Here is a 24,927-nt window from a genome sequence, read left to right on the forward strand (position 1 = left end):
GTCATTTATTACGCTTGTCAGTGTAGGCACTTTTAATTAATCATGTGAAAAAAATTGCTTATAAACTATTCAGCAACAATCATCGACAGTATTGCCTAAAGTGATTTACCACTCTCCATTATCGATACGCATCTTATCTTTGACACCATAGTTGTAGAGGTAGCACCAAGCGCTGCCATGCCGGGTCTGGAAGATCTCACGGCAATAGGTGCCTGTTAACGGAGCGTGATGGCAATACTCTTCTAGCTGGTCAAGCAATGCCAATTGGTCGCTGTTAATTGCATAGACTTCTACTAATGCACCTTGGGAGGCTTTCTGCTTCGCTCCTGGGTAGGGGCCAAGGTCATACAGTGTCAGAGCGGTCAGGTAGTCATGACCTAACAGCGCTGTGCCGCCCAACCAGTGGTGGTTGCGTTGCCCACGTTTCAAGGTGCCATATACCGCGACGCGGGGGCACCGGGCTATGTCGCGCTTTAAGTTATCCATAAGAGTGCTCTTCAATGTAACGCGACCTGAAAAGAAAGATATAGCTGCTATTCATTCATGAGTTCCTTGCTTGTCATGCTGGCGTAGAGGATAAGATGCTAAGAATAAATTATGTGGTGCCGCCTGCTTTATGGAAATTAAATGATGAAAAAATTGATTAACCGTTTGCCCATGTACGTGAAATTTGCCCTAGTACTGACGTTACCACTGCTTGCCTTGGCGTGGTTTACAGTAAACGGGGTGCTTGACCGGCAAGCGGCGGTAAAGGAACTGCAACGGCTGCAAACGATGACAGCGTTGGCACAACATGCCGGTGATTGGATACATGAAATGCAGCGTGAACGGGGTATGTCATCCGGCTATTTGGCAAGCGAAGGTGAGGCGTTTGGGGAGCGCTTGAGCCAGCAGCGTGCCGCAACCGATGTGGCTGCTGAGGCGTTTATTCAACAGCGTGAGGAACTAGACGGCAAAACGTTAAGTACAGCCGCCAGTGGCCAGCTTGATCAACTTATTCAACAGTGGCAGCGAACGGCTGAATTACGCCGTGAGGTCGATCAGTTATCCGTAGGGATGACATTAGCACTTAATCATTACACGGGTATTAACCACCAGCTGATGAGCTTAGTGGGATCACTTGCTCAGCAAACCAGTGAGGGGGAGATCAGTCGTCAACTTGCTGCGTATTTTAACCTTCTTCAAGCGAAAGATTTAGCGGGCATTGAACGTGCCATGCTATCGGCAGCGTTTAGCGCGGATGGTATGAGCTTTGAAATGCTGAACCGTTATCTCTCCTTATTGGGTGAAGAGGTTGCCTTTCTAACTGGGTTTCGCGCATTTGCTGCAGTAGAAACTCAAAAGCAGCTTGATGATGCCTTGAGCGGCCCGGAGATTGAGCGCTTGATTGAACGACGTGAGCTGGCTATCCAGCAGTACAACGTGGGCGGTTATAACGTTGATCCTAACGAATGGTTTGAGTGGCAAACTGTTAAAATAGGTCGCCTGAAAGCGCTTGAAAACAGCGTAGCCGAGGGAATAATTACAACTACAGCGGACATGCAACGTGCCGCTCAAAATGCCCTGTGGCGTTATATTATCATCTCGCTCTTAGCCACCATACTGGCTGTTGTGATGGCGATATTAATAGTGCGTACCCTGACTCGCCCTTTAACTGCCGCCCTGGCTAATATCTCTTCGCGCGGCAATGATTTAACGCAGCGGCTAGCGGTGCCGGGTTCAGACGAGCTTTCTCGACTTTACCGAGCCTTTAATGATGCTTCGGGAGATACGGAAGCGCTCATTGGAGAAATTAAGCGCAACGCGCAGTCGGTGGAGCTGGCCAGTGGTGAAATCGCCCAAGGTAACCAAGATTTAGCTCAGCGCACGGAAGAGCAATCGGCCTCGTTGGTGCAAACGGCTTCTAGCCTTGAAGAAATTACCGCCACCGTTCGTCAAACCGCTGAGAATGCCCATGAAGCGCAACGCATGACGAAGGAGGTTGCATCAGAAGCTGAAGACGCCTCCTCCATTGCGCAAAGAGCCCAGGAAGCCATGCGGCATATCCATGAATCCAGTGACCAAGTAACCACGATCATCGCGGCGATTGACAATATTGCCTTTCAAACTAATTTGTTGGCGCTGAACGCGTCTGTGGAAGCTGCCCGTGCCGGTGAGCATGGCCGTGGGTTTGCGGTTGTTGCCAGTGAAGTGCGCAAGCTAGCCAGCCGTAGTGCAGAAGAAGCGAACCAAATACGCCACTTAATTGATAACAACATCGCTAAAATTAACGAGGGCGAAAGCTTAGTAACGTCTACTAGCAGTACCTTGACGACCATTTCTGAGCGTGTTCAAAAGGTTGCACGGCTGATGGAAGAGATGGCTTCCGCTACGAATGAACAGTCCGCCGGTGTTGAGCAAATTAATAGTGCCATGGGTCAGTTAGAAGAGGTTACCCAGCAAAACGCAGCGCTTGTGGAAGAAGTCGCCGCTGCTAGCCGCTCGCTAGATGAACAAGCAGAAGAAATGTCCGGGAGAATCAGTAAGTACCACGTCGGGTCAGCCCCTTCGGAAAGCACCCCGCTTCTCAAGGCTGACTATCGTACCCAGCAGGCTTTTTAGTATCTCCTATACTCTGGGTTCATTTATTGTTTTTTAAGGTAATTTGCTATGAAAAAAAATGATTTACCCTCGGCAGCGGGCGATGTAGCGGAGCAGTATCCTGACATTTGGGAGGCTTATGCAGCGCTAGGTAAGGCCTGTGCTGAAGCTGGCCCGCTAGATGCGCGCAGCCGCCGCTTGATTAAGCTATCGCTGGCGATAGGTGCCCGTTCCGAAGGGGCGGTCCACTCCCATGTTCGCCGTGCCCTGGAGGAGGGCTTAAGCTCTGAAGAGCTTAAACAAGTCGCCATGTTGGCGATTCCTACGGCTGGGTTTCCGGCCGCTGTGGCAGCCTTGACCTGGATTGAGGATATTACCGATCCTCAGTAGCGGTTCCCCGCGATACTCGCCATGTGCGTATGTACATAAACACACAACCCGGGCCTAGGCCCGGGTTGTGTGCGTTTGTGACAGGATTGATGAACGTTGAGATTTTCCTGTTCTATAGATCTTACTGTTCTTTAGGTCTTACTGTTCTTGAGAGATTGCGTTTCGATATCTCTGTCGACAGAAGAAACATAGTACTCGTCGTCGAAGGCCCCTTCAGGTTCCTTGAGCCACACTAGGCAAATCACCCAGCTAATGAACGCGCCAGCAGCGATGATGTAGAAGAACTGCGAGGGGGTGACAAATGTAAAGATAGTCAGGTACACCACAGCACCCACGTTGCCGTAGGCACCTGCCATGCCTGAAATTTGCCCTGTGATGCGGCGTTTGATGGAGGGAATAATACCGAACGTCGCTCCTTCAGCTCCCTGCACGAAAATCGACGTGCCGATGGTCACTGCAATGGCCAGAATCAACGGCCAGCTTGAATTGAGTAATGCCATCATTAAGAAACCTACGCTAATGCCGAACATGTAGCACAGCATCACAAAACGCCGGTTACCCATGCGGTCAGACACCATACCGCCCATGGGCCTAGCCACAAGATTGACGAACGCAAACGATGCTGCGATCAGGCCAGCCGTGGCGGCATTGAGTCCCCAAGTCTCCTCAAAGAACATAGGCAGCATGGATACGACTGCCAGCTCCGCGCCGAAGTTTGCAAAGTAAGTGCTGTTAAGCGCAGCCACACTATTGAAGGAGTACTTATCATCTTCAGGTACTCCCTTGCGCAAAATTGGCAGGTTAACCCGCAGAATTTGTACAATTTGGTAGATCACAATCGCGACGATAACGAGGTAGGCGATGGTGGCGCCAGTGACCGATAAGTAGCCCATGTACTGGATACGCCACACCAAAATGGCGAGTACGCCAACGAGTGGGATGGTCCAGATGATCAGCTTGATCATATCGGCCCAAGAGCTCACTTCCATGGCTGCCGTTTTACGTGGTTTGCGATGGGAGCTGGCATCAGGACCATCAGTGATCGCGAACCAGTAATAGACGCCGTAAGCCGCCATCACGATGGCACTTTGAGCAATTGCCCAACGCCAGCCATCGGGCCCGCCGTACATGCTTAGAGCAATGGTCGGGAGCGACATGGCCGCTACTGCGGAACCAAAATTGCCCCAGCCAGCGTAAAAGCCCTCGGCAAAGCCGATGTCCTTGGGCTTGAACCACAGCGCGGTCATATGGATACCTACCACGAAGCTGGCACCGATCGAACTCAGCACTAAGCGGGCGACCAGTAGCTGGGTCATGCTATCCCCGAAGGCGAATGCCAGTGCCGGTATCGACATTGTCACCATTAGCACTGAAAACACGCGACGCGGACCGAAGCGGTCCAATGCCATGCCAACAATAATACGCGCAGGGATGGTCAACGCGACGTTGCAAATGGCGAATAGCTTGAGGTCGTCCGGGGTCAGCCAGTCGACGCTCTTGAGCATACTCGACGCCAGCGGCGCCATGTTGAACCACACGTAAAAGGTAATAAAAAAGGCGATCCAGGTCAGGTGCAAAGCCCGGATTTCAGGGCTGCGAAACTTGAATACAGAGGAAACTTTCATGGGCGTCTCATCCTGTGTCCCAAGGGTGGTTTAGGGCTGCTCAAGGACTGGGCAGGATCAATAAAGGACATTCGGCGCGTCGAGCCAGGAACGAGCTGACACTGCCGAACGTCATGTAGTCGAGTTCATCGACAAAATACGTCAACGACTTGGCGATGATGCCACCGTCTGGTTGATGGCTATGACGGGCGATCACCAGCAGGTCTGGCGAGAGTTTCTGAGTTGCTTGCAGCAGCATCTTGCGGGCATCTCCCTCGGCTAGCAGCAGCTCTGCTTCGAAACCCTCGCCGGTAGCGAATGTCACGCCTTCTTGAAGGTGCTGTTTAAGCTCGTCACGCTCTTGTTGAAAGAGCGTTTCGTTGTTGTCGGTAGCGTCGAGAGGGTTCTCAACGACACCGACGAGTACCAGCAGGGGTTGGTTACAGCGGAACATATTGACGATTTGAGCAAGCGCCAGCTTAGCGTTTCGCGAACCGTCGTAGGCGATCATGATTTTCATGGTGTCCTCCCGCAGTGGGGTAGGGGATCAAGACCCGGCGCTTAGCGCCGGGCGTAAAGATTAGGGGTTCTGAACATAGGTCAGGGGTTTTTAACGTAGGCACCCTTGCGCAGGTAGAACCACCAGTTAATAACAAGGCAAATCGCGTAGAAGGCCGCGAAACCATACATAGCCAGTTCCGGTGTGCCGGCTTGAATTTGTTCGCCCATGACCCGAGGGGCGATGAAAGCGCCATAGGCGGCAACGGCAGAGGTCCACCCCAGTACCGGGCCTTTCTGTTGTTGGTCGAAAATCACGCCTATGCTGCGGAAGGTTGAACCATTGCCAATACCGCTGGCGGCGAATAGCACAATGAACAGCAGAAGGAATATCCAGAAGAATTGGTTGGGGTCAGTGGCGTTATAGGCCAGCATCATCACATAGCCGGTGGCCATAGAGGCGACCACCATAACCGCAGAAATAAGTTGGGTGACGATTGAGCCGCCCACCTTGTCGGAAATCCAACCGCCCAACGGGCGTATCAGTGCACCTACAAAGGGGCCTATCCAAGCCCATGTTAAGGCGCTGGGGGCCTCTGGGTTGGCTACGCGGGTGAGTGAGCCATCGGCGGCCACTTCCATCATATTGCCGAAGATAACGTTAATAGAGAGGGGCAGTGCCGCAGAGAAGCCAATAAAAGAGCCGAAGGTCAGGATGTAGAGAACCGTCATTGACCAGGTGTGCTTATTGGAAAATATCGCGAACTGCTTCTGAATATTGGGCTTAATGTCGCCTGGAATTAGGCGCAGCAACACCAGAGTTAGCACAATGGTTAGCGGCAGAGCAATCCACATATTAAGCCAACCGAGAGCCAGCATGCCGATGATCGCAGTCACTAAACCTACGCCATAGAGCCCTAATATTTTACTGAAAGCCGCCAGCGGAGAGCCGGGATTGGGGGTAATGGTGCGCAGGTTATTCATTCCAAACCAGCCGGCGAACGCTAAAGGAATCAGGAATACGAGCCAGATAAAGCCAGCATTCTGAATCCATGTGTCGGTACCTGCTTCGATGCGGCCAATTAAGGTGCCACTGGCGCTTTGCAGCTCTAGCGGAGCACCAGCAAGAGCGCCGAAAATACCAACGGTCATTACCAGCGGGATGACGATCTGCATGGTGGTAACGCCAAAATTGCCTAGCCCCGCATTCATACCCAGGGCATAGCCTTGCTGCTTACTGGGATAGAAGGTAGAAATATTGCTCATTGAGCAAGCAAAGTTACCGCCCCCGATGCCAGAGAGTAGTGCTAAGGCTTGGAATACCCAGAACGGCGTGCCTGGGTTCATAAGTGCAAGCCCAGTACCCGCGGCAGGGATCATCAATAGGGCGGTCGTTAAGAAAATGGTGTTACGCCCGCCAGCAATACGGATCATAAACGACGCTGGAATACGCAGTGTGGCACCAGCAAGTCCGGCAAGCGCCGTTAGGGAAAAAAGTTGATTAATCGTAAATGTAAAACCGAGGTTTTGCATTTGAGTGGTGATCATTCCCCACATCATCCAGACAGCAAAGCCCATCAGCAGGCTAGGGATGGATATCCACAGGTTGCGGTTAGCGACCCGTTTGCCTGTTTGTTCCCAGAAGTGGGCGTCCTCGACATCCCACTTCTCAATGTCGGCGTTTCTTTTGCTCATGGCGGTTTCCCCTTGGCATTAAACCTTTCTGCAAACAGCTATTAACCGGCAAGATACGCCTGAGAGGAGAGTAGGGAAACCAGGGGAAAAGGCTCGAAAATCAGCGACATACCACTTGAGAGGTAGTCGCTGAGAGAGATAAGCTAATTGATTTTAAAGAGAAAAAATCAGAGGGGGTAAAATTAAAACAGTGTAAAAGTACCCAAGAAGTCTTTGGAGGTAACCACTCAGAGTCGGCTAGTGATCCAGTCCTTCTTGCACTGCCCAAACAGCGGCTTCGACACGAGAGCGTAGGTTAAGCTTTTTGAGTAGATGCTTAACGTGGACCTTGACGGTTCCTTCGGTAATATCCAATTTGCGTGCGATGAGCTTATTAGATAACCCGCCCGCCAGTTGCTGGAGAATTTCTCGTTCGCGCTGCGTCAGGCTGTGAACGTCGGGGGTAGTGGGCGCATTGCGTTGATTACGCAGCGCTTCGGCCAGCAATGCGGTTAGGCTTTCACTAATCACCATACGTCCTAGGGCTGCTTGGCGCAGTTGGCGAACCATGTCTTCTGGTTCCATATCTTTTAGTAGATAGCCGTCTGCTCCGGTGCGTAGCGCAGAGACAACATCGTCTTCGTGATCAGAAACAGTAAACATTACCACTCGGCCGCTGTAGTTAGCTTCTCGTAGGCGGCGTAAAGCCTCTAACCCGTTCACGCCCGGCATGTTCAAATCCAGTAATACCAGGTCGGGTTCCATGGAAAGCGCCAGCGCAATGCCCTCTTCAGGGTTGCCTGTTTCGCCAACTAACTCAAGGTCATCTTCAAGCTCTAGCAGCTGAGCTACGCCACGGCGTAGCAGTGGATGGTCATCGATGATCAGCAGACTGGCAGGTGAATCGTTAGCGGTTGTCAGCGTCATTATGAAGCCCCAGTACCAAAATGAGAGTCGGAGTCAGCCGCAGTGGGCTGCTGTTGGATCAAGCGAGCAGTTAATGGGGTAAAGACAAGCTCTATGCGGGTCCCCCCGGTGGGGCGGTTAGCAATGCTTAGTTCTCCATTCAGGGTGGTCGCTCGGTCACGTATAATCACCAACCCATAGTGCATCGGTGGCGAGCTATCGTCTTCCAGCCCGATACCGTCATCTTCAACACGCACAAGCAGCTGAGCATCGGCAAAGCGCACGGTAACCGCCGCCCAATGAGCTTGGGCGTGCTTATGAGTATTGGCCAGCGCTTCACGAATGATTTGCAGCACGTGAATATCTTCATTGGGGTTCAGTAAATAAGGCGGTACATCGTAGTTCAGTTCTACGGTCGCCCCCATTCGCTGGGTAAATTCATCAACGGTTTGACGCAAGGCAGATTGAAGGCCTGGCCCTTCAAGCTTAAGCCTGAAGGTAGTTAGCAGTTCACGCAGTTGGCGATAGGCGCTGTTTAAGCCGACACGTAGTTCATCGAACACGGCTGCTTGAGCCTCTTTGGTGGCATCTTTTTGCTGCATGCGTTCGAGTCGAGCGACCTGCATCTTGAGGTACGATAACGACTGAGCCAATGAGTCGTGCAGCTCTCGGGCGATGATGGTTCGTTCGTTAATCAGCGTGACATGCTGCTCCTCTTCGATGCGTCGCTGAAGGTACACTGCCGTGGCGAGCTGGTCGGCTAAAATAGTGAGCAGCCGACGCGTACTATCGTTGAGGCGTTCGTTTGGATACCACACCTCCAGAGTGCCTAGCAGCGTGTCACCTACGCTGATAGGTAACAGCAAGCATTGTGCTTGGTCGCTGGCCATGATCTCTAGCGGGCGGGGGTCTATCAGACAAGCATGGCAATGTTGATCGCGACAATACTCTGGCCGAGTGCGTGAATGGGTTTCTAAAACGGGCATTTCCCGCTGATCAAAAGGGTCGTTCAGAGATAGTCGTATCGGCCCAAGCGTCAGCAGTTCTTCTAATTCACGTAGCATAGGCGCTGCGCTGGAACACAGGTCATTACCGCCACCATAAAGTGAACGACTGGCATCATGCATCACCCGCATCGCCTGGTTGCTGCGCTCAAGCTCCAGTTTCTTGCGCGATACCTTGTCTTCCAACGCGGCATAGCTGGAGGCCAACTCAGCAGACATCGTGTTGAAGGTGTCGCCAAGTAAAGCCAGCTCGTCGCTGCCGCGAATCTGTGAGCGCGGTGTAAAGTTACGTTGTGCTGCCTCCCTGGCGAGCACCATCAGCTGACGCAATGGCAACACCAAATTGTGGCGAACGTCGTAAAGCGAAATCAACACCACAATGGCGATCAACACAAGAAAGAGCACTTGCATCAAGCCCAGCAGCCTTACCTTCGCTTCGGTGCTGTTTTCAAGCTGCGTTACGAGGACCTCAATGTCGCTGACTAGGGTGGCGATCATGCTATGGAAGGCATCTAGCGCGATACCATCACCAGTAGGAGCATCTTCAAGAGCAGGGCTAAGCGTGCGTTGCCAGTAGGTCTGAATTTTTTCTAGCTGATGACGAGCCTCATGGTGCTCATCAAGGGGGATGCTTTGTTCCAACGCGGCACTGTATAACCGCTGATCGAAGCGTGCCACTAATGTTTCGAGCTGTTCTACGCTGTTGAGCCGCTCTTCATTCGTCTCTTGTGGGCCATACTCGACGCGCTGCAATGCTCCCATAATCTGGTAGGCGTTCATGCGTAAAGACCCAGCAACGTTAATGGCAGCAGCATCGCCACGGGTACTGTTGGACATTGCCATGGTTAGGGTGATGCTAATTAGTGTCATCCCGCTAATTGCTAACAGAGACGCAATAATGCGAGCTACGAGGGAGCGTTGCAGTAATTTCATGACGGTTTCGAAAACGCACAAGTGCTAGAAAAGTGTGGCATTGACTGGCTCTCGATATGGGGGCTATTACTTTGGGGTTAGCCCGTCTACCTCCGATGCTTTTTGACCTAAACCCGGCATTTAACGACAATTCTGGCACGTCTTCTGATGTCTTCATACCCTCGCCGGGAAACACCATGCTTTCACCTACGCCACCTTCGTCACTGAAGACATCAAAAGAGCCAGTCAATGGCTACCAGATGCTGGTAGCCATGCTATTGATGCCGCTGGCCAGCGCGTTAGCGGTAGCCAGCTGGACACTGTATACCCTGCTCGCTATTCATCCTGTCTACGTGCTGTTACCGCTGGGTAGCGGTGCCCTATTGGCCTGGCCTGCATGGCGGTTGGCTCGCCGCAACAGCACGTGCCGCCTGATGCAATGGCTGCTGTTGGGGCTGGCGCTGGTGCTCATTGGGTTTGGGGTGGCCAATCAACCTGGTGAATTTCTGCTGGTAGGAGGGGGGTTAGGGGTGGGAGGTGCTGTTATTGCCACTGGCATCGCCCATGCCAACGGTTGGATGCCTGGCTGCCTGAAATGCTTATTAATAGGACTCTTCCTGGCCATCGCGGCAGGCGTGGGATTTTCTTTACGCATGGAACCCTTAGTGGTTCAAGCCTATGGTTGGCGGGCCGCACCTCTGAGCCTGCTCATTCCATTAATCATGATAATGCTGCTGTTATGGCTGTTTGTCGAGTCACCTGAATAATGCCATCAACTCATTTAACCAACTAACGATAAGGCGCTTTTTATGACCATAGCGACATTTTCCGATCTACTGCAAGAAGCGCGTCAGCAAGCGAAGCCCCAGCGGTTGCTATTTGTGTTCGTTCACGCTGAGCTGCCCGATTTTCCTGATGCTGAACAGCGTCGCCGTTTCGAACAGGGCGAGGGCGGTGTGCTGGTGCCTGTCGTCTGCGTGGACAAGTCGATAGATGAACTGAGCAGTATGGCGGCGTTGGTTGAGGAGTCTCGGCGTACTGGGTTTGAATGGGATTTGGTATTTGCGGCGGCCATGGACGACCCTGCCGATGATGCCGACGTTGAACGTCAGCTTCAGCGAATGACCGAGTCGTTACAAATGGGCAACATTACCTCGTTCATTGCTTTCGATCATCAGGGCGATGCCGTTAACGTTGGCTGAGGATGTTCCGTGGAGCACTATTTTGTCATCAAGCATCTGCATGTCACGGCTGCGGTGTTGAGTATTACGCTTTTTGTCGTGCGCGCATGGTGGTCAGTGCGAGAAAGCCCTCGGCTCAACGCGCGCTGGGTTAGGGTGCTGCCCCATCTCATCGATACTGCTCTGTTGGGGCTGGGGGTCACCTTACTCATGCTGCTCTCTGTATGGCCCTGGCAGCTTCCTTGGCTTGGCGCCAAACTGCTGGCATTACTGGCGTATATCGGTATTGGTACCTTTGCGATTAAACGTGGGAAAACACCCCAAGCGCGTGCGGTTGCCGCCCTGGTAGCTATCGTTTTATTTGCCTATATGGTGGGGGCCGTTATTCGCCACAGCCCACTTTCCTGGTTAGCGTGACGTTATCCGCGCCTCTCCTGATGCATATCAGGGTTAAGCGCCCTCACAGTGCTTAGCATCGAACTCTGTCGTTTACATAGACCCCTGTGGTGTTCGCCATTGATTCCTTTATGTAGGAGTGCGTTTAGTGTCATTGCTACCGTTTGCTGTTCCAAGGCCATCTGCAGTGCTGCCGCTACCGATAAACCTTGAACATTTGATTCGTCTTCTTGATCCGAAGGTGCCTTTTATTATCAAGCAGCGTGTGGTCGAGTCTTTACTTAACCATACGTTTGCTGAGCCTCTTCAAGAAGGGGAGTTCGATGTTTTAGAAGGGCGGCGTATTACGCTAGCCATTGCCGATTTAGGGATAGCGCTCAGCTTGACGCTGGAAGCCCAGCGTTTGGTCGTGTGCCGTGAACTTGGCGAGGCAATTATTCGTGGTGGCTGGCGCGAATTTTTGTGTCTGGCGACGCGTCGCGAAGACCCCGATAGCCTGTTTTTTCAGCGCCGTTTAGTCATTGAAGGCGATACGGAGCTGGGACTGACGCTGAAGAACCTACTTGATGGACGTGAAGAGAGTTTCGCCCAAGGGCGCTTGGGGGAGGTGTTAATAGGGCTAGAGAGGTTTGCGCGCAGGGCATAATGTCATCGTCTCCAGCCTCGCTGGATGTTTAATAGGTGGCCTCGGTCCTTCGCCAAGGCCACTTGTTATCAAGCCGCGTCGAGGGGACGTGAGGGGCCGAAGTGCTCAAAGTGGCGGCGGTCTGCGCTAATGCCCAGCTCAGCCAGCGCACTATTAATGGCGGTCATGAAACCCTGGGGGCCAACAAAATAGCAGCGTGCCATAGGCCCAGGCAGGTAGTCGGCTAATAAGGAGCGGTCAATACGTCCGTTATGATCGGCACGGTTTCCGCGTTCATGAATAGTGACCGCCTGAAAACGTTGGGGGTAGGCCGCTTTTAAAGCGTCAAGCTCGCCATTGAAAGCGTGGTGATCGACGTCTAGGGCAGCGTGTAAATAGACAACCTGGCGCCCTAGCGCCAGCGCATGGCGTGCTATGGGTAGCAGGGGTGTTTGACCGACGCCTCCGCTGGCAAGCAGCAGCGGTTCGTCACCTTCTACCAGCGTCAAATCACCTGCGGGGGGAAGCAGCTCTAGGCTATCGCCTAGTTGCAGGACATCGTGGAAATGACGGCTGGCTTGCCCCTCTGCTTCGCGTTTAATCGAGATGCGATAGCTCCGACCATTGGGAATATCCGATAGGCTGTAATGCCGATAGACCTGCTCACCGTTGATGGTCAGGCGCACGCCGATATATTGGCCAGGCTCATGGTCAGCCACGCTGCCACCATCTTCGGGTTCCAGAATAAACGAGCGAATTAAGATGCTCTCCTGCTGGGTGCTGGCAATCTTAAACCGGCGTGTGCCCCGCCAGCCGCCGGGTCGTTGCTCGAACTCACGGTAACGCTGGTCTTCAAGATCGATTAAAAGAGCAGCGAGTTCGTTATAAAGTGCTCCCCACGCATCGGCAATGGCGGGGGTAACGGCATCGCCAAGGACATCACCAATGGCTGCTAATAAGCATTCACCCACAATGGGGTACTGCTCTGGAAGAATACCCAAAGAAACATGTTTACTGACCACAACGGCCAACGTGGCGCGTGCTTGAGCAGGGTTATTGCGTAGTTTTACATAGGCCAATACCGCGTTAGCTAAGGCGCGTGGCTGGCCTCCGCTTTGCTGATGAGTCTCATTAAAGAGCGGTTTGACCTCAGGGTAGCGGGTAAACATTAACGGATAAAAATGCTGAGTAATGGCGTCCAGATGTTCTGCAACTATGGGCGCCGTCGCATTAATCAGCTTTGCCTGTTCAAGTGTTAGCACGGGTAATACCTCTTTTCTTTAAGATGCTTTATAAATGCATCTTAAGGTCTAGAAGGGATAAATGCCACCTGTGTCGCCAAAAGATGCATTTTTGATACCTGTCATGGTTTTTGAAGATTGCAAAGCGCACAATGCTATTTCCAAGTAATTCAGTCGGGATTCTGCCATGCCAACGATTACCTCATCCCAGCCAGCCTCCACGTGTAAGCAGCTCCCCTTGGTGCGACTGGCGTTTCGTCCTTTCTTCCTACTGGCCGCGCTGTTTAGCGTGCTATCTCTGCTGGTGTGGTTAGCTTTTTGGCACGGCAATATGTTGTTACGCCCCTACGGCGGGCTGATTTTTTGGCATCAACATGAAATGCTATTCGGCTTTGCGGCAGCAGTGGTTGCAGGTTTTCTCTTGACCGCTGTGCGCAACTGGACCGGGTTACCGAGCTTAAATGGCGGCCCGTTGATCGCGTTAGTGGCGTTATGGCTGTTAGGTAGGCTGCTAATGGCCTTTCCGATAGTCTTTTCTGTAGCGTTACCGAGGTGGCTGATAGTGATCGTCGACCTCGCCTTTCTTCCCGTCGTTGCTATCGTTATGGCGACGCTAGTGGTGACCGCAAAACGTTGGCGTAATTTAATTTTTGTCCCCGTGCTTATGCTATTTGCGATGGCGAATCTGGCGATGCACGTGGGGGTGATCAACGGCGATCCCGAGATGATTCGCCAGGCTGCCTACTTAGCGGTGCTGTTGATCACATTGATGATGACCTTAGTGGGCGGGCGGGTCATTGCCATGTTTACTGCTAATCGTCTCAAGCGCCCCAAACCAGCGCCTATTCCACTACTTGAAGTGGCTACACTGGGCAGTACCGGCGGTGTTGTACTCTTGCAACTGGCCATCTTGCTAGGTGTTGCCGTTCCTGTTGCATTCATGGGTGGAACAATGCTCTTCGCGGCCTTGGCGAACACGCTACGGATGGCACGCTGGGGTGGGCTGCATAGCTGGCGCGAACCGTTGCTATGGGGATTGCATGGCAGCTATGCCTTCATCCCATTGGGGCTTGTCATGTGGGTGTTAGCACTGATGGGGCTAATACGCACTGAACTTGCGATTCATGCCCTGAGCATTGGGGGAATGGGCGTTATGATGCTAGCCATGATGGCTCGGGTGTCACTTGGCCATACCGGTCGGCCAATACGCACCTTGCCGGGCATCGGCGTAGCGCTAGGGTTAATGCTAATAGCGGCCGTTATGCGCTCCCCTGTGTTGGCGCTGTTTCCCCAGATCACCCACTGGACTTATACGCTAAGCATCACCTTCTGGTGTGTGGCCTACGTTATCTTTCTGGCGCACTACACGTTGCCGTTAATGCGGGCGCGGGTCGATGGGCAGGAGGGCTAGGTTTTCAAAGGCTGGTTTTGAAGCACTAGTTTTGAAGGACTGGTTTTGAAGGACTAAGCGCTGAGGGTAGGAATACGCATAAGACGCGCCAGTTCAGGTTGCTGGTTGCCCAGCAGGTCAGCCAGCGTATAGCGGTCGAGGACGTCTAGAAACGCGGATAATGCCTCTTTAAGAATCGGTTGAAGACGACAGGCGGGAGTAATGATGCAGGCATTATCGCTATGAAAGCACTCGACTAACGCCATGCCATGCTCCATCTCGCGCACCAGCTCTCCCAGACCAATAGTGGCGGGGTCACGCGTTAACAGTAAACCGCCATTTTTGCCACGAATAGCCGTGACGTAGTGTTTCTGGCTAAGCTCCTGAACGATTTTCATCAAATGATTGCGCGAAATTTGAAAGGTGTCGGCAATTTCATGAATGGTGGAGCGCTCTTCTCCCTTAGCGGCAAGAAAGATCAATACGCGTATTGAATAATCAGTAAATCGAGTGAGCTGCATGGAGGTTACGTGGCTCCGAGAGTAGTCAAGCTGATAAAGAGTATGTTGTATGAATGTTCAGTAGGTTGCAATCTTGTTGGGATGAAATGTCGGGTGGCCCTGCCATACGGCAAGGCCATTTAAACGGAAAAGCGACCTTGGCCTGATGGCGCTTTTCCGTTGCTTTAGCTAGCGACGGTGCGGGTATTGTCCATGCCTGGTTGGCCATACCAGTAGCCGTCGCAGATCTCTGCATCCACCACGCTTAATGGGTCGGGGGGAGGCAGCCTATTTTGGCGGGCTTGGTCGAAGGCCTTGACTATCTCTGCCATACCTTCCGCCCGGGGGCTAAGGCGTGCTACTGACACGCCCATGGCGGCCATGTCCGGTAGTTCGTAACGAAGATCCTGACAGGCGCTTGAGAGGGTTTGTATGCCGTTGAGGGTGAAAACATCGCGAGACTCTTGGGAACGTAGTACTAAGCCTTCAGGATACTTTTGGCAAACAAATTTGCAGCGATCTTTGGGCGTTTGATGGCGTCGCGCGGTAAAACAGCGTGATGACCAGGCGAGTGGCAAGTGGCCGTAGGCAAACACCTCGCAGGGCTGGCTGACACCTGCCTGATGGCAGTCGGCGATCAGCTGGGCCAAGTCCTTTTTAGACATTTCTACCGGTGCTTGCCAGCGCTGCATCCCGGTGCGCTTCATAACGCCTAGCGTTGCGGGGTTATAAAGATTCAGCGCAGCCCCAGCGATAAACGGTAGCCCAGCACACGAAAGGCGTTGTAAGGCGCTTTGGTCGTTGGCTTCCACGATGAAGTCGCCGTTGTCGCAGAGCTTGCGCAAGTCGCGCAAATCGGCCTCAGATTCAATCAATGTTTGGCTGGCGAGCACCACTTGCTTGCCCGCTTGGGTAAGCTCGCGCCCAATGCCAAGCCAGTCGTCCAGTTTCATATCGCGACGCCTGGAGCAGACGGTCTCGCCTAGGGTAACGATCTCCACCGGCCAGTCGGCTGCTTCGCGGTAGAAATTGGCGTAGCGCTCTCGTGTCCAGTAGAACAGTACCGGGCCCAGGGACAGTTGCAGAGTCGGGGTAGACATGGAGAGCTCCTATTTCCAGCGTCGCTCGTAGGCGCCTAAGGTAGTGGTAGCACCTTCGGAAAGCTCGGCAAGGCCAGCCATCCAGGCATGTTCTGGTTGAAAGCGTCCAGGCGCATCTTCAAGACGGTCCAGTGCCTGACGCCAAATGCCGGCTACTTTAGACACATACGCGGGACTGCGCTGGCGGCCTTCAATTTTAACTGCGCTAATACCCAGTTCACGCAATTCGGGCAACAGTTCCAGGGTGTTGAGGCTAGTGGGTTCTTCAATGGCGTGATAGGTCTCACCGCCCACCTCAAAGCGGCCTTTGCACAGGGTGGGGTAGCCTGCGCGTTCACCTTCCGCGTAGCGGTCAATAAGCACATTGTTAAGCCGCGATTCTAGACCTTGGGGCGTCTCTTCCCAGCGAACATGCGCCGCAGGTGAGCAGACGCCTCGCGTGTTGGGTGAATCGCCGGTGAGGTAGGAAGAGAGGTAGCAGCGGCCTTCCGCCATAATGCATAAGCTACCAAAGGCAAACACTTCGAGTTCCACTGGCGTTTGCTTGGCTAAGTCACGTACCTGGGTGATAGATAACACTCGGGGCAATACGGCACGCGTGATGCCAAAGTGGTCATGGTAGAAACGTAGTGCTTCATGGCTGGTTGCCGACCCTTGTACCGACAGGTGTCGAGCCACGTTAGGGTGGCGCTGGGCAGCGTAATCAAGTAGCCCCATATCGGCTAGAATTAAAGCATCGACGCCTAGGTCGGCCGCCTGATCCACGGCGCGGGTCCACTGTTGCCAGCCATCGGGTTGGGGGTAGGTGTTAATCGCGCAAAGTATTCGTTTGCCGCGTTGATGGGCGTAGTCGATCCCTTCGCGGGCGCGCTTGTCGGTGAAATTTAGCCCAGCAAACTGGCGCGCGTTCGTCGCATTTTGAAAACCGAAGTAAACGGCATCGGCTCCTTCATCCACCGCACGCTTCAAGGCAGGCAAGTTGCCAGCAGGGCATACAAGCTCCATTGCGAAGACTCCTTAAGATGAAAACCTGAGCATAGTAGTCGCCTATTGTTTGCCTCCCTTTGACTCAGGTCATTATGAGAATGCTTTCAAAGGGGACGGAACGCCGCAGGGCCATGCGATGGATGCAGGTTTTTTTAAAAACGTATACCGTATGAATATTAACCAGCGCTTGCTGCGCCTACCGCTAGAGACCCCGTTAATTATGCAAGACGAGCCGTTGTTCAACCGCCCCCTGGTAGAAAAGTATGACCGGCCAGGACCCCGCTACACCTCCTACCCGACGGCGCCACAGTTTCATGCGGCGTTTGCCGAGGATGACTATCGCAGCGCCGCCGAGCGCAGTAATCAGGCTGAAGAACCAAAGCCACTGTCGGTTTATGTACATATCCCGTTCTGCAAAAGCCTGTGCTACTACTGCGCCTGCAATAAAATCATTACTCATAACACCGAGCGGGCAGCGGAGTATCTTCAGTGGCTAAGGCAGGAGATTAGCGTTCAAGGAGCGCTGTTCGATAGCACGCGACGAATGACGCAGCTTCACCTAGGGGGCGGCACGCCCACTTATCTGAGTAACGCTCAGTTGGGCGAGTTGATGGCGACATTGGATGATGCCTTTCATTTTGCCGCGCCTGAAGAGCGCGAGTTTTCGCTAGAAGTAGACCCGCGCACAGTAACCCCCGAGCAGGTGTATGAACTGTTCGCACTAGGGTTCAATCGGTTGAGCTTCGGTGTGCAGGATTTCGATCACGAGGTGCAGCAAGCGGTCAACCGCGTGCAGAGTGAAGAGCAGGTGGTCTCGCTGGTTAAGGCCGCCCGTGACGCTGGCTTTGAATCAGTCAGTGTGGATTTGATCTATGGCCTACCGCTACAGACGGTGGCCAGTTTTGATACCACGCTGAGCAAGATTATTGACCTACAGCCAGATCGCATAGCCGCTTATAGCTACGCTCATTTACCGGAATTGTTCAAGGCTCAGCGATTGATCCGCCCTGAGGATATGCCGCCGCCAGAGCGCAAGCTGGAGCTGTTGGAGCTAACGATTAATCGCCTGACCGCTGCTGGTTACGTCTACATCGGTATGGACCACTTCGCTTTGCCGGATGACGAGCTGAGCGTGGCCCGTGAAAATGGCACGTTGCAGCGTAACTTTCAGGGCTATTCGACCCACGCCGACTGCGACATGATTGGGTTAGGCATCACCTCCATCGGCAAGGTGGGGGATACCTACAGTCAAAACGTGAAAGAGACGGCCCAGTACCAGCACCGACTGGACGAGGGGCGTTTACCGGTCTTCCGTGGCTATCGCCTCAGCGATGACGACATCCTACGTCGTGATGTCATCAATACCCTGATGTGTCACGGCCATCTTGAGTTCGCTGCTATCGAGGCTCGCCACGGCATTGAGTTTGGCAGTTACTTCGCCAAGGCATTGAAGGAGCTGGAAGAGATGGCCGACGATGGCTTGATTGCCTTGCGCAACGATGAAATCGAGGTGTTGCCGGCGGGCCGGTTAATGATCCGCAATCTCGCCATGGCGTTTGATGCTTACCTGACGCCGAAGGAAAATCGCTACTCGCGGACCGTATAATGACATGGGTAGCCAGTGTCTATTCCTTAACGTTTTCTGCTCTATCACCTTGGGGGTAGATGGGGTGTATATGGAGGTAATCACGCAGTAATTCTGGTGTCGATCGCGCAGACTCCTCTCTATGGAACCCGCCTGACGGGTAATGCAAATTTCCGAGGAGCCTGGAGATCGACCATGAGTCACTTCATAGATCGGCTGAATTTCTTCCGCAAGGCCCGCGAGCCCTTCGCCAACGAACACGGTGAACTGCGCAGCGAATCCCGCCAATGGGAAGATAGTTATCGTGCCCGCTGGCAGCACGACAAAGTGGTCCGCAGCACCCACGGTGTTAACTGCACCGGTTCGTGTAGCTGGAAAATTTACGTCAAAAACGGTCTGGTAACCTGGGAAACCCAGCAGACCGACTACCCCCGCACCCGCCCCGACCTGCCCAACCATGAGCCGCGTGGCTGCCCGCGCGGTGCCAGCTACTCCTGGTACATGTATAGCGCCAACCGTCTTAAGTACCCATTGGTTCGTAAGCCGCTGCTGGCGCTATGGCGCGAAGCGCTTAAGGCACATCCCGACCCGGTCGATGCGTGGGCGTCGATTGTTGAAGACCCCGCCAAGACCAAGCAGTACAAGCGTGCTCGCGGCATGGGTGGCTTTGTGCGTGGTGACTGGGACGAGCTAAACGAGCTGGTGGCGGCTTCGAACGTTTACACCGCCAAACAGTATGGCCCTGACCGGATCATCGGCTTCTCGCCAATTCCCGCCATGTCGATGGTCAGCTATGCGGCTGGCAGCCGCTACCTGTCGTTGATCGGTGGTGTCTGCATGAGCTTCTATGACTGGTACTGCGACTTGCCGCCCGCGTCGCCCATGACCTGGGGCGAGCAGACCGACGTACCTGAATCTGCCGATTGGTATAACTCCGGCTACATCATCGCTTGGGGTTCCAACGTCCCTCAGACGCGTACCCCGGATGCCCACTTCTTTACCGAAGTGCGCTACAAAGGCACCAAAACCGTCTCGATTACGCCGGACTACGCCGAGGTCTCCAAGCTCACCGACGAGTGGCTCTCTGCCAAGCAGGGCACCGACGCCGCGCTAGCCATGGCCATGGGGCATGTCATTCTCAAAGAGTTCCACCTCGACAACCCCAGTGCCTACTTTACTGACTACGTGCGCCGCTATACCGATATGCCGTTCCTGGTGGAACTAGAAGCGCGTGCGGATGGCAGCTTCGCGCCGGGCCGCCAATTGCGGGCCAGTGATTTTGATGCCGCCCTGGGTCAGGAAAACAACCCTGAATGGAAAACCGTTGCCTGGGACGAAACCCGCGATCAGCTAGTAGTGCCGCGTGGCTCTATTGGTTTCCGCTGGGGTGAAACCGGTGATGAAATCGGTAAATGGAACCTGGAATCACTGGATGCTGCGGGCACTGAGATCAAGCCGCTCCTCAGCTTAGCAGCTCACCACGATAGCGTTGCACGCGTGGCGTTCCCTTACTTCGGTGGCATTGAGCACGAGCACTTTGAGCACGTCAAAGGGTCTGGTGTTGGCGCTGCCGATGACCTGCTGTTCCACAATTTGCCCGCCAAACGTTTGAAGAAGGCGGATGGCAGCGAGATGCTGGCGGTCACCGTCTTTGACCTGATGTGTGCTAACTACGGCATCGACCGTGGCTTTGCCGGTGATGGCGAAGATGATGGCGCGACCTCGTTTGACCAGGTTCGTCCCTATACCCCCGCATGGCAGGAAAAAATCACCGGTGTTTCGGCAGAGCAGTGCACCCGTATTGCCCGTGAATTTGCTGACAACGCTAACAAAACCAACGGTCGTAGCATGATCATCGTCGGTGCCGGTATGAACCACTGGTACCACATGGACATGAACTACCGTGGCCTGATCAACATGCTGGTGATGTGTGGCTGTATTGGTCAGAGCGGTGGTGGTTGGGCCCACTACGTGGGTCAGGAAAAACTGCGCCCGCAGACTGGCTGGACGCCACTGGCCTTCGGCCTAGACTGGCAGCGCCCGCCGCGCCACATGAACTCTACCTCTTTCTTCTATAACCACTCTTCCCAGTGGCGCTATGAAAAGCTTGAGATCAAAGAGATTCTTTCACCGTTAGCCAAGGCTGAGGATTACCCAGGCAGTTTGATCGACTTTAACGTGCGCGCTGAGCGTATGGGTTGGCTGCCGTCAGCACCTCAGTTGGACACTAACCCGCTACGCCTCGCCAAAAAAGCCGAAGCCGCGGGTATGTCTACCGCCGACTATGCGGTGCAGCAGCTCAAGAGCGGTGAACTACGCTTTGCAGCGGAAGATCCGGATGCGCCAGAGAACTTCCCGCGCAATATGTTCATTTGGCGCTCGAACCTACTGGGCAGCTCCGGTAAAGGCCACGAGTACATGCTCAAGTACCTGCTGGGTACTCGCCATGGCATTCAAGGCAAAGACTTGGGCGACTTCGGTGGTCAGAAGCCTGAAGAAGTCGTGTGGCGTGACGAAGCGCCAGAAGGCAAGCTCGACCTGCTGGTGACGCTGGACTTCCGCATGTCCACTACCTGCCTGTACTCGGATATCGTGTTGCCCACGGCGACCTGGTACGAGAAGGACGACCTCAATACCTCTGATATGCACCCGTTTATCCACCCGCTGACCGCCGCCACTGATCCGGCGTGGGAATCGCGCAGCGACTGGGATATTTACAAGGGTATTGCTAAAGCGTTCTCTAAAGTGTGTGTCGGCCACTTGGGCGAGGAAACCGATCTGGTTACCCTGCCGATGCAGCACGACTCGCCAGGAGAGTTGGCTCAGCCAGCGGTGATGGACTGGAAAAAGGGCGAATGCGCGCCGATTCCTGGTAAAACCATGCCGTCGCTGATCGAAGTTAAGCGCAACTACCCCGAAACCTACGAGCGCTTTACCTCTGTAGGGCCGCTGCTGGAAAGTATTGGCAATGGCGGCAAGGGCATTGCCTGGAACACCGACGATGAAGTCGAGCTATTAGGAAAACTTAACCATCGCAAGCTGGATGGCCCGCATAAAGGGCGGCCGCTGATCGACAGTGCGATCGATGCCGCTGAAATGATTCTGACCCTCGCGCCGGAAACCAATGGTCAGGTGGCGGTAAAAGCCTGGGATGCGCTCTCCAAAATTACCGGGCGCGATCATACCCACCTGGCAACGCCGAAGCATGACGAGAAAATCCGTTTCCGCGATATCGTTGCTCAGCCACGCAAGATCATTTCCAGCCCCACCTGGTCGGGTCTTGAGGATGAACACGTCTCCTATAACGCGGGCTATACCAACGTCCATGAGCTCATTCCATGGCGCACCGTGAGCGGCCGTCAGCAGTTCTATCAAGATCATGCTTGGATGCGTGCTTTCGGCGAAAGCCTGCTGGTCTATCGTCCGCCTATCGATACCAAGGCGGCTAAAGGCTTCACGCTGCCTGCTGATAACGGCTTTAAGAGCAAGGCGCTGAATTTTATTACGCCGCACCAGAAGTGGGGCATCCACTCCACGTATTCCGACAACTTGATGATGTTGACACTTAACCGTGGTGGCCCGGTGGTGTGGCTGTCCGAGGCAGACGCTGCCTCGATTGATATTGAGGACAACGACTGGATCGAGGTTTATAACGCCAATGGCTCTATTGCGGCGCGGGCGGTAGTTAGCCAGCGCGTCAAAGACGGCATGGTGATGATGTATCACGCTCAGGAGCGCCAGGTAAACGTGCCCGGCTCTGAGATTACCGGCACCCGCGGCGGCATCCATAACTCGGTTACCCGGGTGTGCCCCAAGCCAACCCATATGATCGGTGGCTACGCGCAACTCTCTTACAGCTTTAATTACTACGGCACTGTCGGCTCTAACCGCGACGAGTTCGTGTTGGTACGCAAGATGAAACACGTTGACTGGCTGGATGGCGAAAGCAATGACAGCGTTCAGGAGGCCGTGAAATGAAGATTCGTTCCCAGGTAGGCATGGTCCTCAACTTAGATAAGTGTATCGGCTGCCACACGTGTTCGGTGACCTGTAAAAATGTCTGGACCAGCCGCGAAGGCATGGAGTACGCCTGGTTCAATAACGTTGAAACCAAACCCGGCATTGGCTACCCCAAAGAGTGGGAGAACCAAGCTAAATGGAAGGGCGGCTGGATGCGCCGTACCGATGGTCGAATTGAGCCACGCATCGGCGGCAAGTGGCGGGTATTGGCGAATATTTTCGCCAATCCTGATCTGCCCGATATGGACGACTACTACGAGCCGTTCACGTTCGATTACCAGCACCTGCATACCGCCAAAATCGGTGAGCATCAGCCGGTGGCACGCCCTCGTTCGCTGATTTCTGGCGAGCGTATGAAGAAGATCGAATGGGGACCCAACTGGGAGGAGATCCTCGGTACTGAGTTCGCCAAACGACGTAAAGATGCCAACTTCGACAAGGTGCAGGCGGATATTTACGGCCAGTTTGAAAACACCTTCATGATGTATCTGCCGCGCTTATGCGAGCACTGTTTAAACCCCACCTGTGTAGCTTCGTGCCCAAGCGGTGCGATCTACAAGCGGGAAGAGGATGGCATTGTTCTGATCGACCAGGACAAGTGCCGCGGCTGGCGGATGTGTATTTCTGGCTGCCCCTATAAAAAGATCTACTACAACTGGAAAACCGGTAAGTCCGAGAAGTGCATCTTCTGCTATCCGCGTATTGAGGCGGGTCAGCCGACCATCTGCTCTGAGACCTGTGTTGGCCGCATTCGTTACCTGGGCGTTCTGCTGTATGACGCTGACCGTATTGAAGAAGTCGCCAGCTCGCCGGACGAGCGCGACCTTTACCATCGTCAGTGCGACATCTTCCTTGATCCCCATGATCCGGAAGTCATTGCCCAAGCGAAAAAAGATGGTATTCAGGACAACGTCATCAAAGCGGCTCAGGCATCGCCCGTCTACAAGATGGCTATTGACTGGGGGTTAGCGCTGCCGCTGCACCCTGAATACCGCACGCTGCCGATGGTGTGGTACGTGCCGCCGCTATCGCCGATTCAGTCTGCCGCTGAAGCCGGTCACGTAGAGTTCGACGGCATACTGCCCAAGATTGAATCGCTACGTATTCCAGTGAAGTACCTGGCGAATTTATTGACCGCCGGTGAGGAAGAGCCGGTAGTGCTGGCGCTCAAGCGCTTAATGGCGATGCGCGTTTACATGCGCGGTAAGCATGTGGATGGCGCGCCGAATGCCGAGGTATTAGATGCGGTGGGGCTCAGCGTTGCTCAAGTGGAAGAGATGTATCGCTACTTGGCGATTGCCAACTACGAAGATCGTTTCGTTATTCCCACCAGCCACCGCGAAATGGCCACCGAAGCCTTCCCCGAACGGGGTGGTTGTGGCTTCACCTTTGGTGATGGTTGCCACGGCGAGAGCCAGCCGAACCTGTTTAATGGCCGTAAGCAGACCAGCGTTTTGGTGAAACCGGCAGAGGTCTTCGACCCGCAGCCCCAATTTGAGGAGACTCGTCATGACTGATGCTGCCATTCCAACGCCAGTCTCATCGGCCCCGCTAGAGGCAATGTTAGACGCACCGAGCGAGCCTGTGCAGGGCATGCGTAGCCTACGGGTACTTGCCCGCCTGCTCGATTATCCGACTCAAGCGCTGCAGGACGCCTGCGGCGAACTCATCGAAATTCTCAATGCTGAGCGCCGCCTGGGAGCGGCCCTCAAGTCCTCATTGATGGAGTGGTGCCAGCGCCTTCATGAAGGCGATCTGCTGGAGCTGCAGGCCGAGTACGTGGCGATGTTCGACAAAGGCCGCGCCACGTCTTTGCTGTTGTTCGAGCATGTGCACGGTGAATCCCGCGACCGTGGTCAAGCCATGGTGGATCTCATGGCTGAGTACAGCGCCGCTGGTTTTGAATTGGACGCACGGGAGCTACCCGATCATTTGCCGGTGTTTCTTGAATACCTTTCGATGTGTGATGACGCGGAGATTGGCCGCTGGCTGGGCGAAATACGTCATATCCTGGCGTTGCTTACCGCTCGGTTGGAAGAGCGGGGGTCTGATCACGCCCTGGTGCCGCTATCGCTCTTGGCGTTAGTGGGCGCTGAAGGCGATGTAGAAGAGCACCGTCTCCAGGTCAAAAAAGAAGCACCCGACAACACTCCCGAAGCGCTAGATGCAGTATGGGAAGAAGAAGCGGTGCGCTTCTCTGCTAGCTCAGACGAGGATTGTGCACTGCAGTCTGCCGAAGGCCGTCGTCTGGCCGAGCGCAAACATACGGTTCATAGCCAGCCGGTACGCATCATGCCTGCTACCAACGTACACCATGCCAATCGTTAAAGGAGA

The 24,927-nt window shown here is 54.1% G+C and carries 21 protein-coding genes; 11 read left to right on the forward strand and 10 right to left on the reverse strand.

The window, feature by feature from the left end:
* Window positions 1-105: 105 nt before the first annotated feature.
* Window positions 106-486 carry a gamma-glutamylcyclotransferase family protein gene (locus tag K1Y77_RS01745; RefSeq protein WP_264430012.1) on the reverse strand — a complete coding sequence of 127 codons (381 nt, stop codon included), beginning with the start codon at window positions 484-486 and terminating at the stop codon, window positions 106-108.
* Between the two features lie 141 nt (window positions 487-627).
* Here K1Y77_RS01745 and K1Y77_RS01750 point away from each other — a divergent pair, with 141 nt between their 5' ends.
* Together K1Y77_RS01750 and K1Y77_RS01755 are read left to right on the forward strand one after the other, a co-directional pair.
* Window positions 628-2,601: a methyl-accepting chemotaxis protein gene (locus tag K1Y77_RS01750; RefSeq protein WP_264430014.1), complete on the forward strand. Its 1,974-nt coding sequence runs from the start codon at window positions 628-630 to the stop codon at window positions 2,599-2,601.
* 48 nt (window positions 2,602-2,649) lie between these two features.
* Window positions 2,650-2,970, forward strand: a complete 321-nt coding sequence (locus K1Y77_RS01755) for a carboxymuconolactone decarboxylase family protein (RefSeq protein ID WP_030074585.1) — start codon at window positions 2,650-2,652, stop codon at window positions 2,968-2,970.
* A 131-nt stretch (window positions 2,971-3,101) separates the two neighbouring features.
* Here K1Y77_RS01755 and K1Y77_RS01760 read toward each other — a convergent pair whose 3' ends face one another.
* The 5 genes from K1Y77_RS01760 to K1Y77_RS01780 form a co-directional block, all read right to left on the reverse strand.
* Window positions 3,102-4,595 (reverse strand): MFS transporter, encoded by a 1,494-nt coding sequence (locus tag K1Y77_RS01760; RefSeq protein ID WP_030074583.1) that lies wholly within the window; start codon window positions 4,593-4,595, stop codon window positions 3,102-3,104.
* Between the two features lie 40 nt (window positions 4,596-4,635).
* Entirely contained in the window at window positions 4,636-5,094 is a 459-nt protein-coding gene (locus K1Y77_RS01765) for a universal stress protein (protein WP_264430017.1), read from the reverse strand.
* Between the two features lie 80 nt (window positions 5,095-5,174).
* On the reverse strand, window positions 5,175-6,767 hold the full coding sequence (locus tag K1Y77_RS01770) for an MFS transporter (protein ID WP_030074579.1): 1,593 nt from the start codon (window positions 6,765-6,767) through the stop codon (window positions 5,175-5,177).
* 237 nt (window positions 6,768-7,004) lie between these two features.
* Window positions 7,005-7,673 carry a two-component system response regulator NarL gene (gene narL, locus K1Y77_RS01775; protein WP_030074577.1) on the reverse strand — a complete coding sequence of 223 codons (669 nt, stop codon included), beginning with the start codon at window positions 7,671-7,673 and terminating at the stop codon, window positions 7,005-7,007.
* The gene (locus K1Y77_RS01780) at window positions 7,673-9,589 is read right to left on the reverse strand and encodes a type IV pili methyl-accepting chemotaxis transducer N-terminal domain-containing protein (protein WP_264430019.1); all 1,917 of its coding nucleotides are present in this window, start codon (window positions 9,587-9,589) and stop codon (window positions 7,673-7,675) included. Before K1Y77_RS01780 ends, narL begins: the two co-directional genes overlap by 1 nt.
* A 176-nt stretch (window positions 9,590-9,765) precedes the next feature.
* On the opposite strand from K1Y77_RS01780, the gene K1Y77_RS01785 reads away from it, so the two are divergent.
* From K1Y77_RS01785 to ubiT, 4 genes are all read left to right on the forward strand, one after another.
* Complete coding sequence (locus K1Y77_RS01785; RefSeq protein WP_232222408.1) at window positions 9,766-10,335, forward strand: hypothetical protein; 570 nt, start codon at window positions 9,766-9,768, stop codon at window positions 10,333-10,335.
* Between the two features lie 42 nt (window positions 10,336-10,377).
* Window positions 10,378-10,770, forward strand: a complete 393-nt coding sequence (locus K1Y77_RS01790) for a ribonucleotide reductase subunit alpha (protein WP_264018933.1) — start codon at window positions 10,378-10,380, stop codon at window positions 10,768-10,770.
* Window positions 10,771-10,779: 9 nt separating this feature from the next.
* Window positions 10,780-11,166 carry a SirB2 family protein gene (locus K1Y77_RS01795; protein ID WP_264430021.1) on the forward strand — a complete coding sequence of 129 codons (387 nt, stop codon included), beginning with the start codon at window positions 10,780-10,782 and terminating at the stop codon, window positions 11,164-11,166.
* 127 nt (window positions 11,167-11,293) lie between these two features.
* A complete protein-coding gene (ubiT, locus tag K1Y77_RS01800; protein WP_264430022.1) occupies window positions 11,294-11,791 on the forward strand; it encodes a ubiquinone anaerobic biosynthesis accessory factor UbiT in 498 nt (165 codons plus the stop codon).
* Window positions 11,792-11,859: 68 nt separating this feature from the next.
* Here the strand turns inward: ubiT and hmpA are convergent, their stop codons facing one another.
* Window positions 11,860-13,032 carry an NO-inducible flavohemoprotein gene (gene hmpA / locus K1Y77_RS01805; protein WP_264430024.1) on the reverse strand — a complete coding sequence of 391 codons (1,173 nt, stop codon included), beginning with the start codon at window positions 13,030-13,032 and terminating at the stop codon, window positions 11,860-11,862.
* 166 nt (window positions 13,033-13,198) lie between these two features.
* Between hmpA and K1Y77_RS01810 the strand changes: the two genes are divergently transcribed.
* Window positions 13,199-14,422: an NnrS family protein gene (locus tag K1Y77_RS01810; RefSeq protein WP_264430026.1), complete on the forward strand. Its 1,224-nt coding sequence runs from the start codon at window positions 13,199-13,201 to the stop codon at window positions 14,420-14,422.
* 53 nt (window positions 14,423-14,475) lie between these two features.
* Here the strand turns inward: K1Y77_RS01810 and K1Y77_RS01815 are convergent, their stop codons facing one another.
* The 3 genes from K1Y77_RS01815 to ubiU form a co-directional block, all read right to left on the reverse strand.
* A complete protein-coding gene (locus K1Y77_RS01815; RefSeq protein WP_030074561.1) occupies window positions 14,476-14,922 on the reverse strand; it encodes an Rrf2 family transcriptional regulator in 447 nt (148 codons plus the stop codon).
* A gap of 164 nt (window positions 14,923-15,086) precedes the next feature.
* Entirely contained in the window at window positions 15,087-16,001 is a 915-nt protein-coding gene (locus K1Y77_RS01820; RefSeq protein ID WP_264430028.1) for a U32 family peptidase, read from the reverse strand.
* A 9-nt stretch (window positions 16,002-16,010) separates the two neighbouring features.
* Window positions 16,011-17,006, reverse strand: a complete 996-nt coding sequence (gene ubiU, locus K1Y77_RS01825) for a ubiquinone anaerobic biosynthesis protein UbiU (RefSeq protein WP_030074557.1) — start codon at window positions 17,004-17,006, stop codon at window positions 16,011-16,013.
* Between the two features lie 202 nt (window positions 17,007-17,208).
* On the opposite strand from ubiU, the gene hemN reads away from it, so the two are divergent.
* The 4 genes from hemN to narJ all read left to right on the forward strand — a co-directional run bounded on the left by hemN (window position 17,209) and on the right by narJ (window position 24,921).
* Entirely contained in the window at window positions 17,209-18,594 is a 1,386-nt protein-coding gene (hemN, locus tag K1Y77_RS01830) for an oxygen-independent coproporphyrinogen III oxidase (RefSeq protein ID WP_264431403.1), read from the forward strand.
* A gap of 174 nt (window positions 18,595-18,768) precedes the next feature.
* Window positions 18,769-22,551, forward strand: a complete 3,783-nt coding sequence (locus K1Y77_RS01835; protein WP_264430030.1) for a nitrate reductase subunit alpha — start codon at window positions 18,769-18,771, stop codon at window positions 22,549-22,551.
* Window positions 22,548-24,110: a nitrate reductase subunit beta gene (narH, locus tag K1Y77_RS01840; RefSeq protein WP_030074550.1), complete on the forward strand. Its 1,563-nt coding sequence runs from the start codon at window positions 22,548-22,550 to the stop codon at window positions 24,108-24,110. Before K1Y77_RS01835 ends, narH begins: the two co-directional genes overlap by 4 nt.
* Entirely contained in the window at window positions 24,103-24,921 is an 819-nt protein-coding gene (gene narJ / locus K1Y77_RS01845) for a nitrate reductase molybdenum cofactor assembly chaperone (RefSeq protein ID WP_264430033.1), read from the forward strand. The genes narH and narJ overlap by 8 nt, the downstream gene beginning before the upstream one ends.
* Window positions 24,922-24,927: the final 6 nt, after the last annotated feature.

It is taken from the genome of Halomonas qaidamensis (assembly GCF_025917315.1).
GTDB lineage: Bacteria > Pseudomonadota > Gammaproteobacteria > Pseudomonadales > Halomonadaceae > Vreelandella > Vreelandella qaidamensis.

Coding starts and splice junctions, on each gene's coding strand:
- K1Y77_RS01790 (WP_264018933.1), top strand. CDS start 10,378: ATGACCATAGCGACATTTTCCGATCTACTGCAAGAAGCGCGTCAGCAA.
- narH (WP_030074550.1), top strand. CDS start 22,548: ATGAAGATTCGTTCCCAGGTAGGCATGGTCCTCAACTTAGATAAGTGT.
- K1Y77_RS01765 (WP_264430017.1), bottom strand. CDS start 5,094: ATGAAAATCATGATCGCCTACGACGGTTCGCGAAACGCTAAGCTGGCG.
- K1Y77_RS01750 (WP_264430014.1), top strand. CDS start 628: ATGATGAAAAAATTGATTAACCGTTTGCCCATGTACGTGAAATTTGCC.
- K1Y77_RS01815 (WP_030074561.1), bottom strand. CDS start 14,922: ATGCAGCTCACTCGATTTACTGATTATTCAATACGCGTATTGATCTTT.
- K1Y77_RS01785 (WP_232222408.1), top strand. CDS start 9,766: ATGCTTTCACCTACGCCACCTTCGTCACTGAAGACATCAAAAGAGCCA.
- K1Y77_RS01755 (WP_030074585.1), top strand. CDS start 2,650: ATGAAAAAAAATGATTTACCCTCGGCAGCGGGCGATGTAGCGGAGCAG.
- K1Y77_RS01780 (WP_264430019.1), bottom strand. CDS start 9,589: ATGAAATTACTGCAACGCTCCCTCGTAGCTCGCATTATTGCGTCTCTG.
- K1Y77_RS01810 (WP_264430026.1), top strand. CDS start 13,199: ATGCCAACGATTACCTCATCCCAGCCAGCCTCCACGTGTAAGCAGCTC.
- K1Y77_RS01820 (WP_264430028.1), bottom strand. CDS start 16,001: ATGTCTACCCCGACTCTGCAACTGTCCCTGGGCCCGGTACTGTTCTAC.
- narL (WP_030074577.1), bottom strand. CDS start 7,673: ATGACGCTGACAACCGCTAACGATTCACCTGCCAGTCTGCTGATCATC.
- K1Y77_RS01760 (WP_030074583.1), bottom strand. CDS start 4,595: ATGAAAGTTTCCTCTGTATTCAAGTTTCGCAGCCCTGAAATCCGGGCT.
- K1Y77_RS01770 (WP_030074579.1), bottom strand. CDS start 6,767: ATGAGCAAAAGAAACGCCGACATTGAGAAGTGGGATGTCGAGGACGCC.
- K1Y77_RS01835 (WP_264430030.1), top strand. CDS start 18,769: ATGAGTCACTTCATAGATCGGCTGAATTTCTTCCGCAAGGCCCGCGAG.
- ubiU (WP_030074557.1), bottom strand. CDS start 17,006: ATGGAGCTTGTATGCCCTGCTGGCAACTTGCCTGCCTTGAAGCGTGCG.
- narJ (WP_264430033.1), top strand. CDS start 24,103: ATGACTGATGCTGCCATTCCAACGCCAGTCTCATCGGCCCCGCTAGAG.
- hemN (WP_264431403.1), top strand. CDS start 17,209: ATGCAAGACGAGCCGTTGTTCAACCGCCCCCTGGTAGAAAAGTATGAC.
- K1Y77_RS01745 (WP_264430012.1), bottom strand. CDS start 486: ATGGATAACTTAAAGCGCGACATAGCCCGGTGCCCCCGCGTCGCGGTA.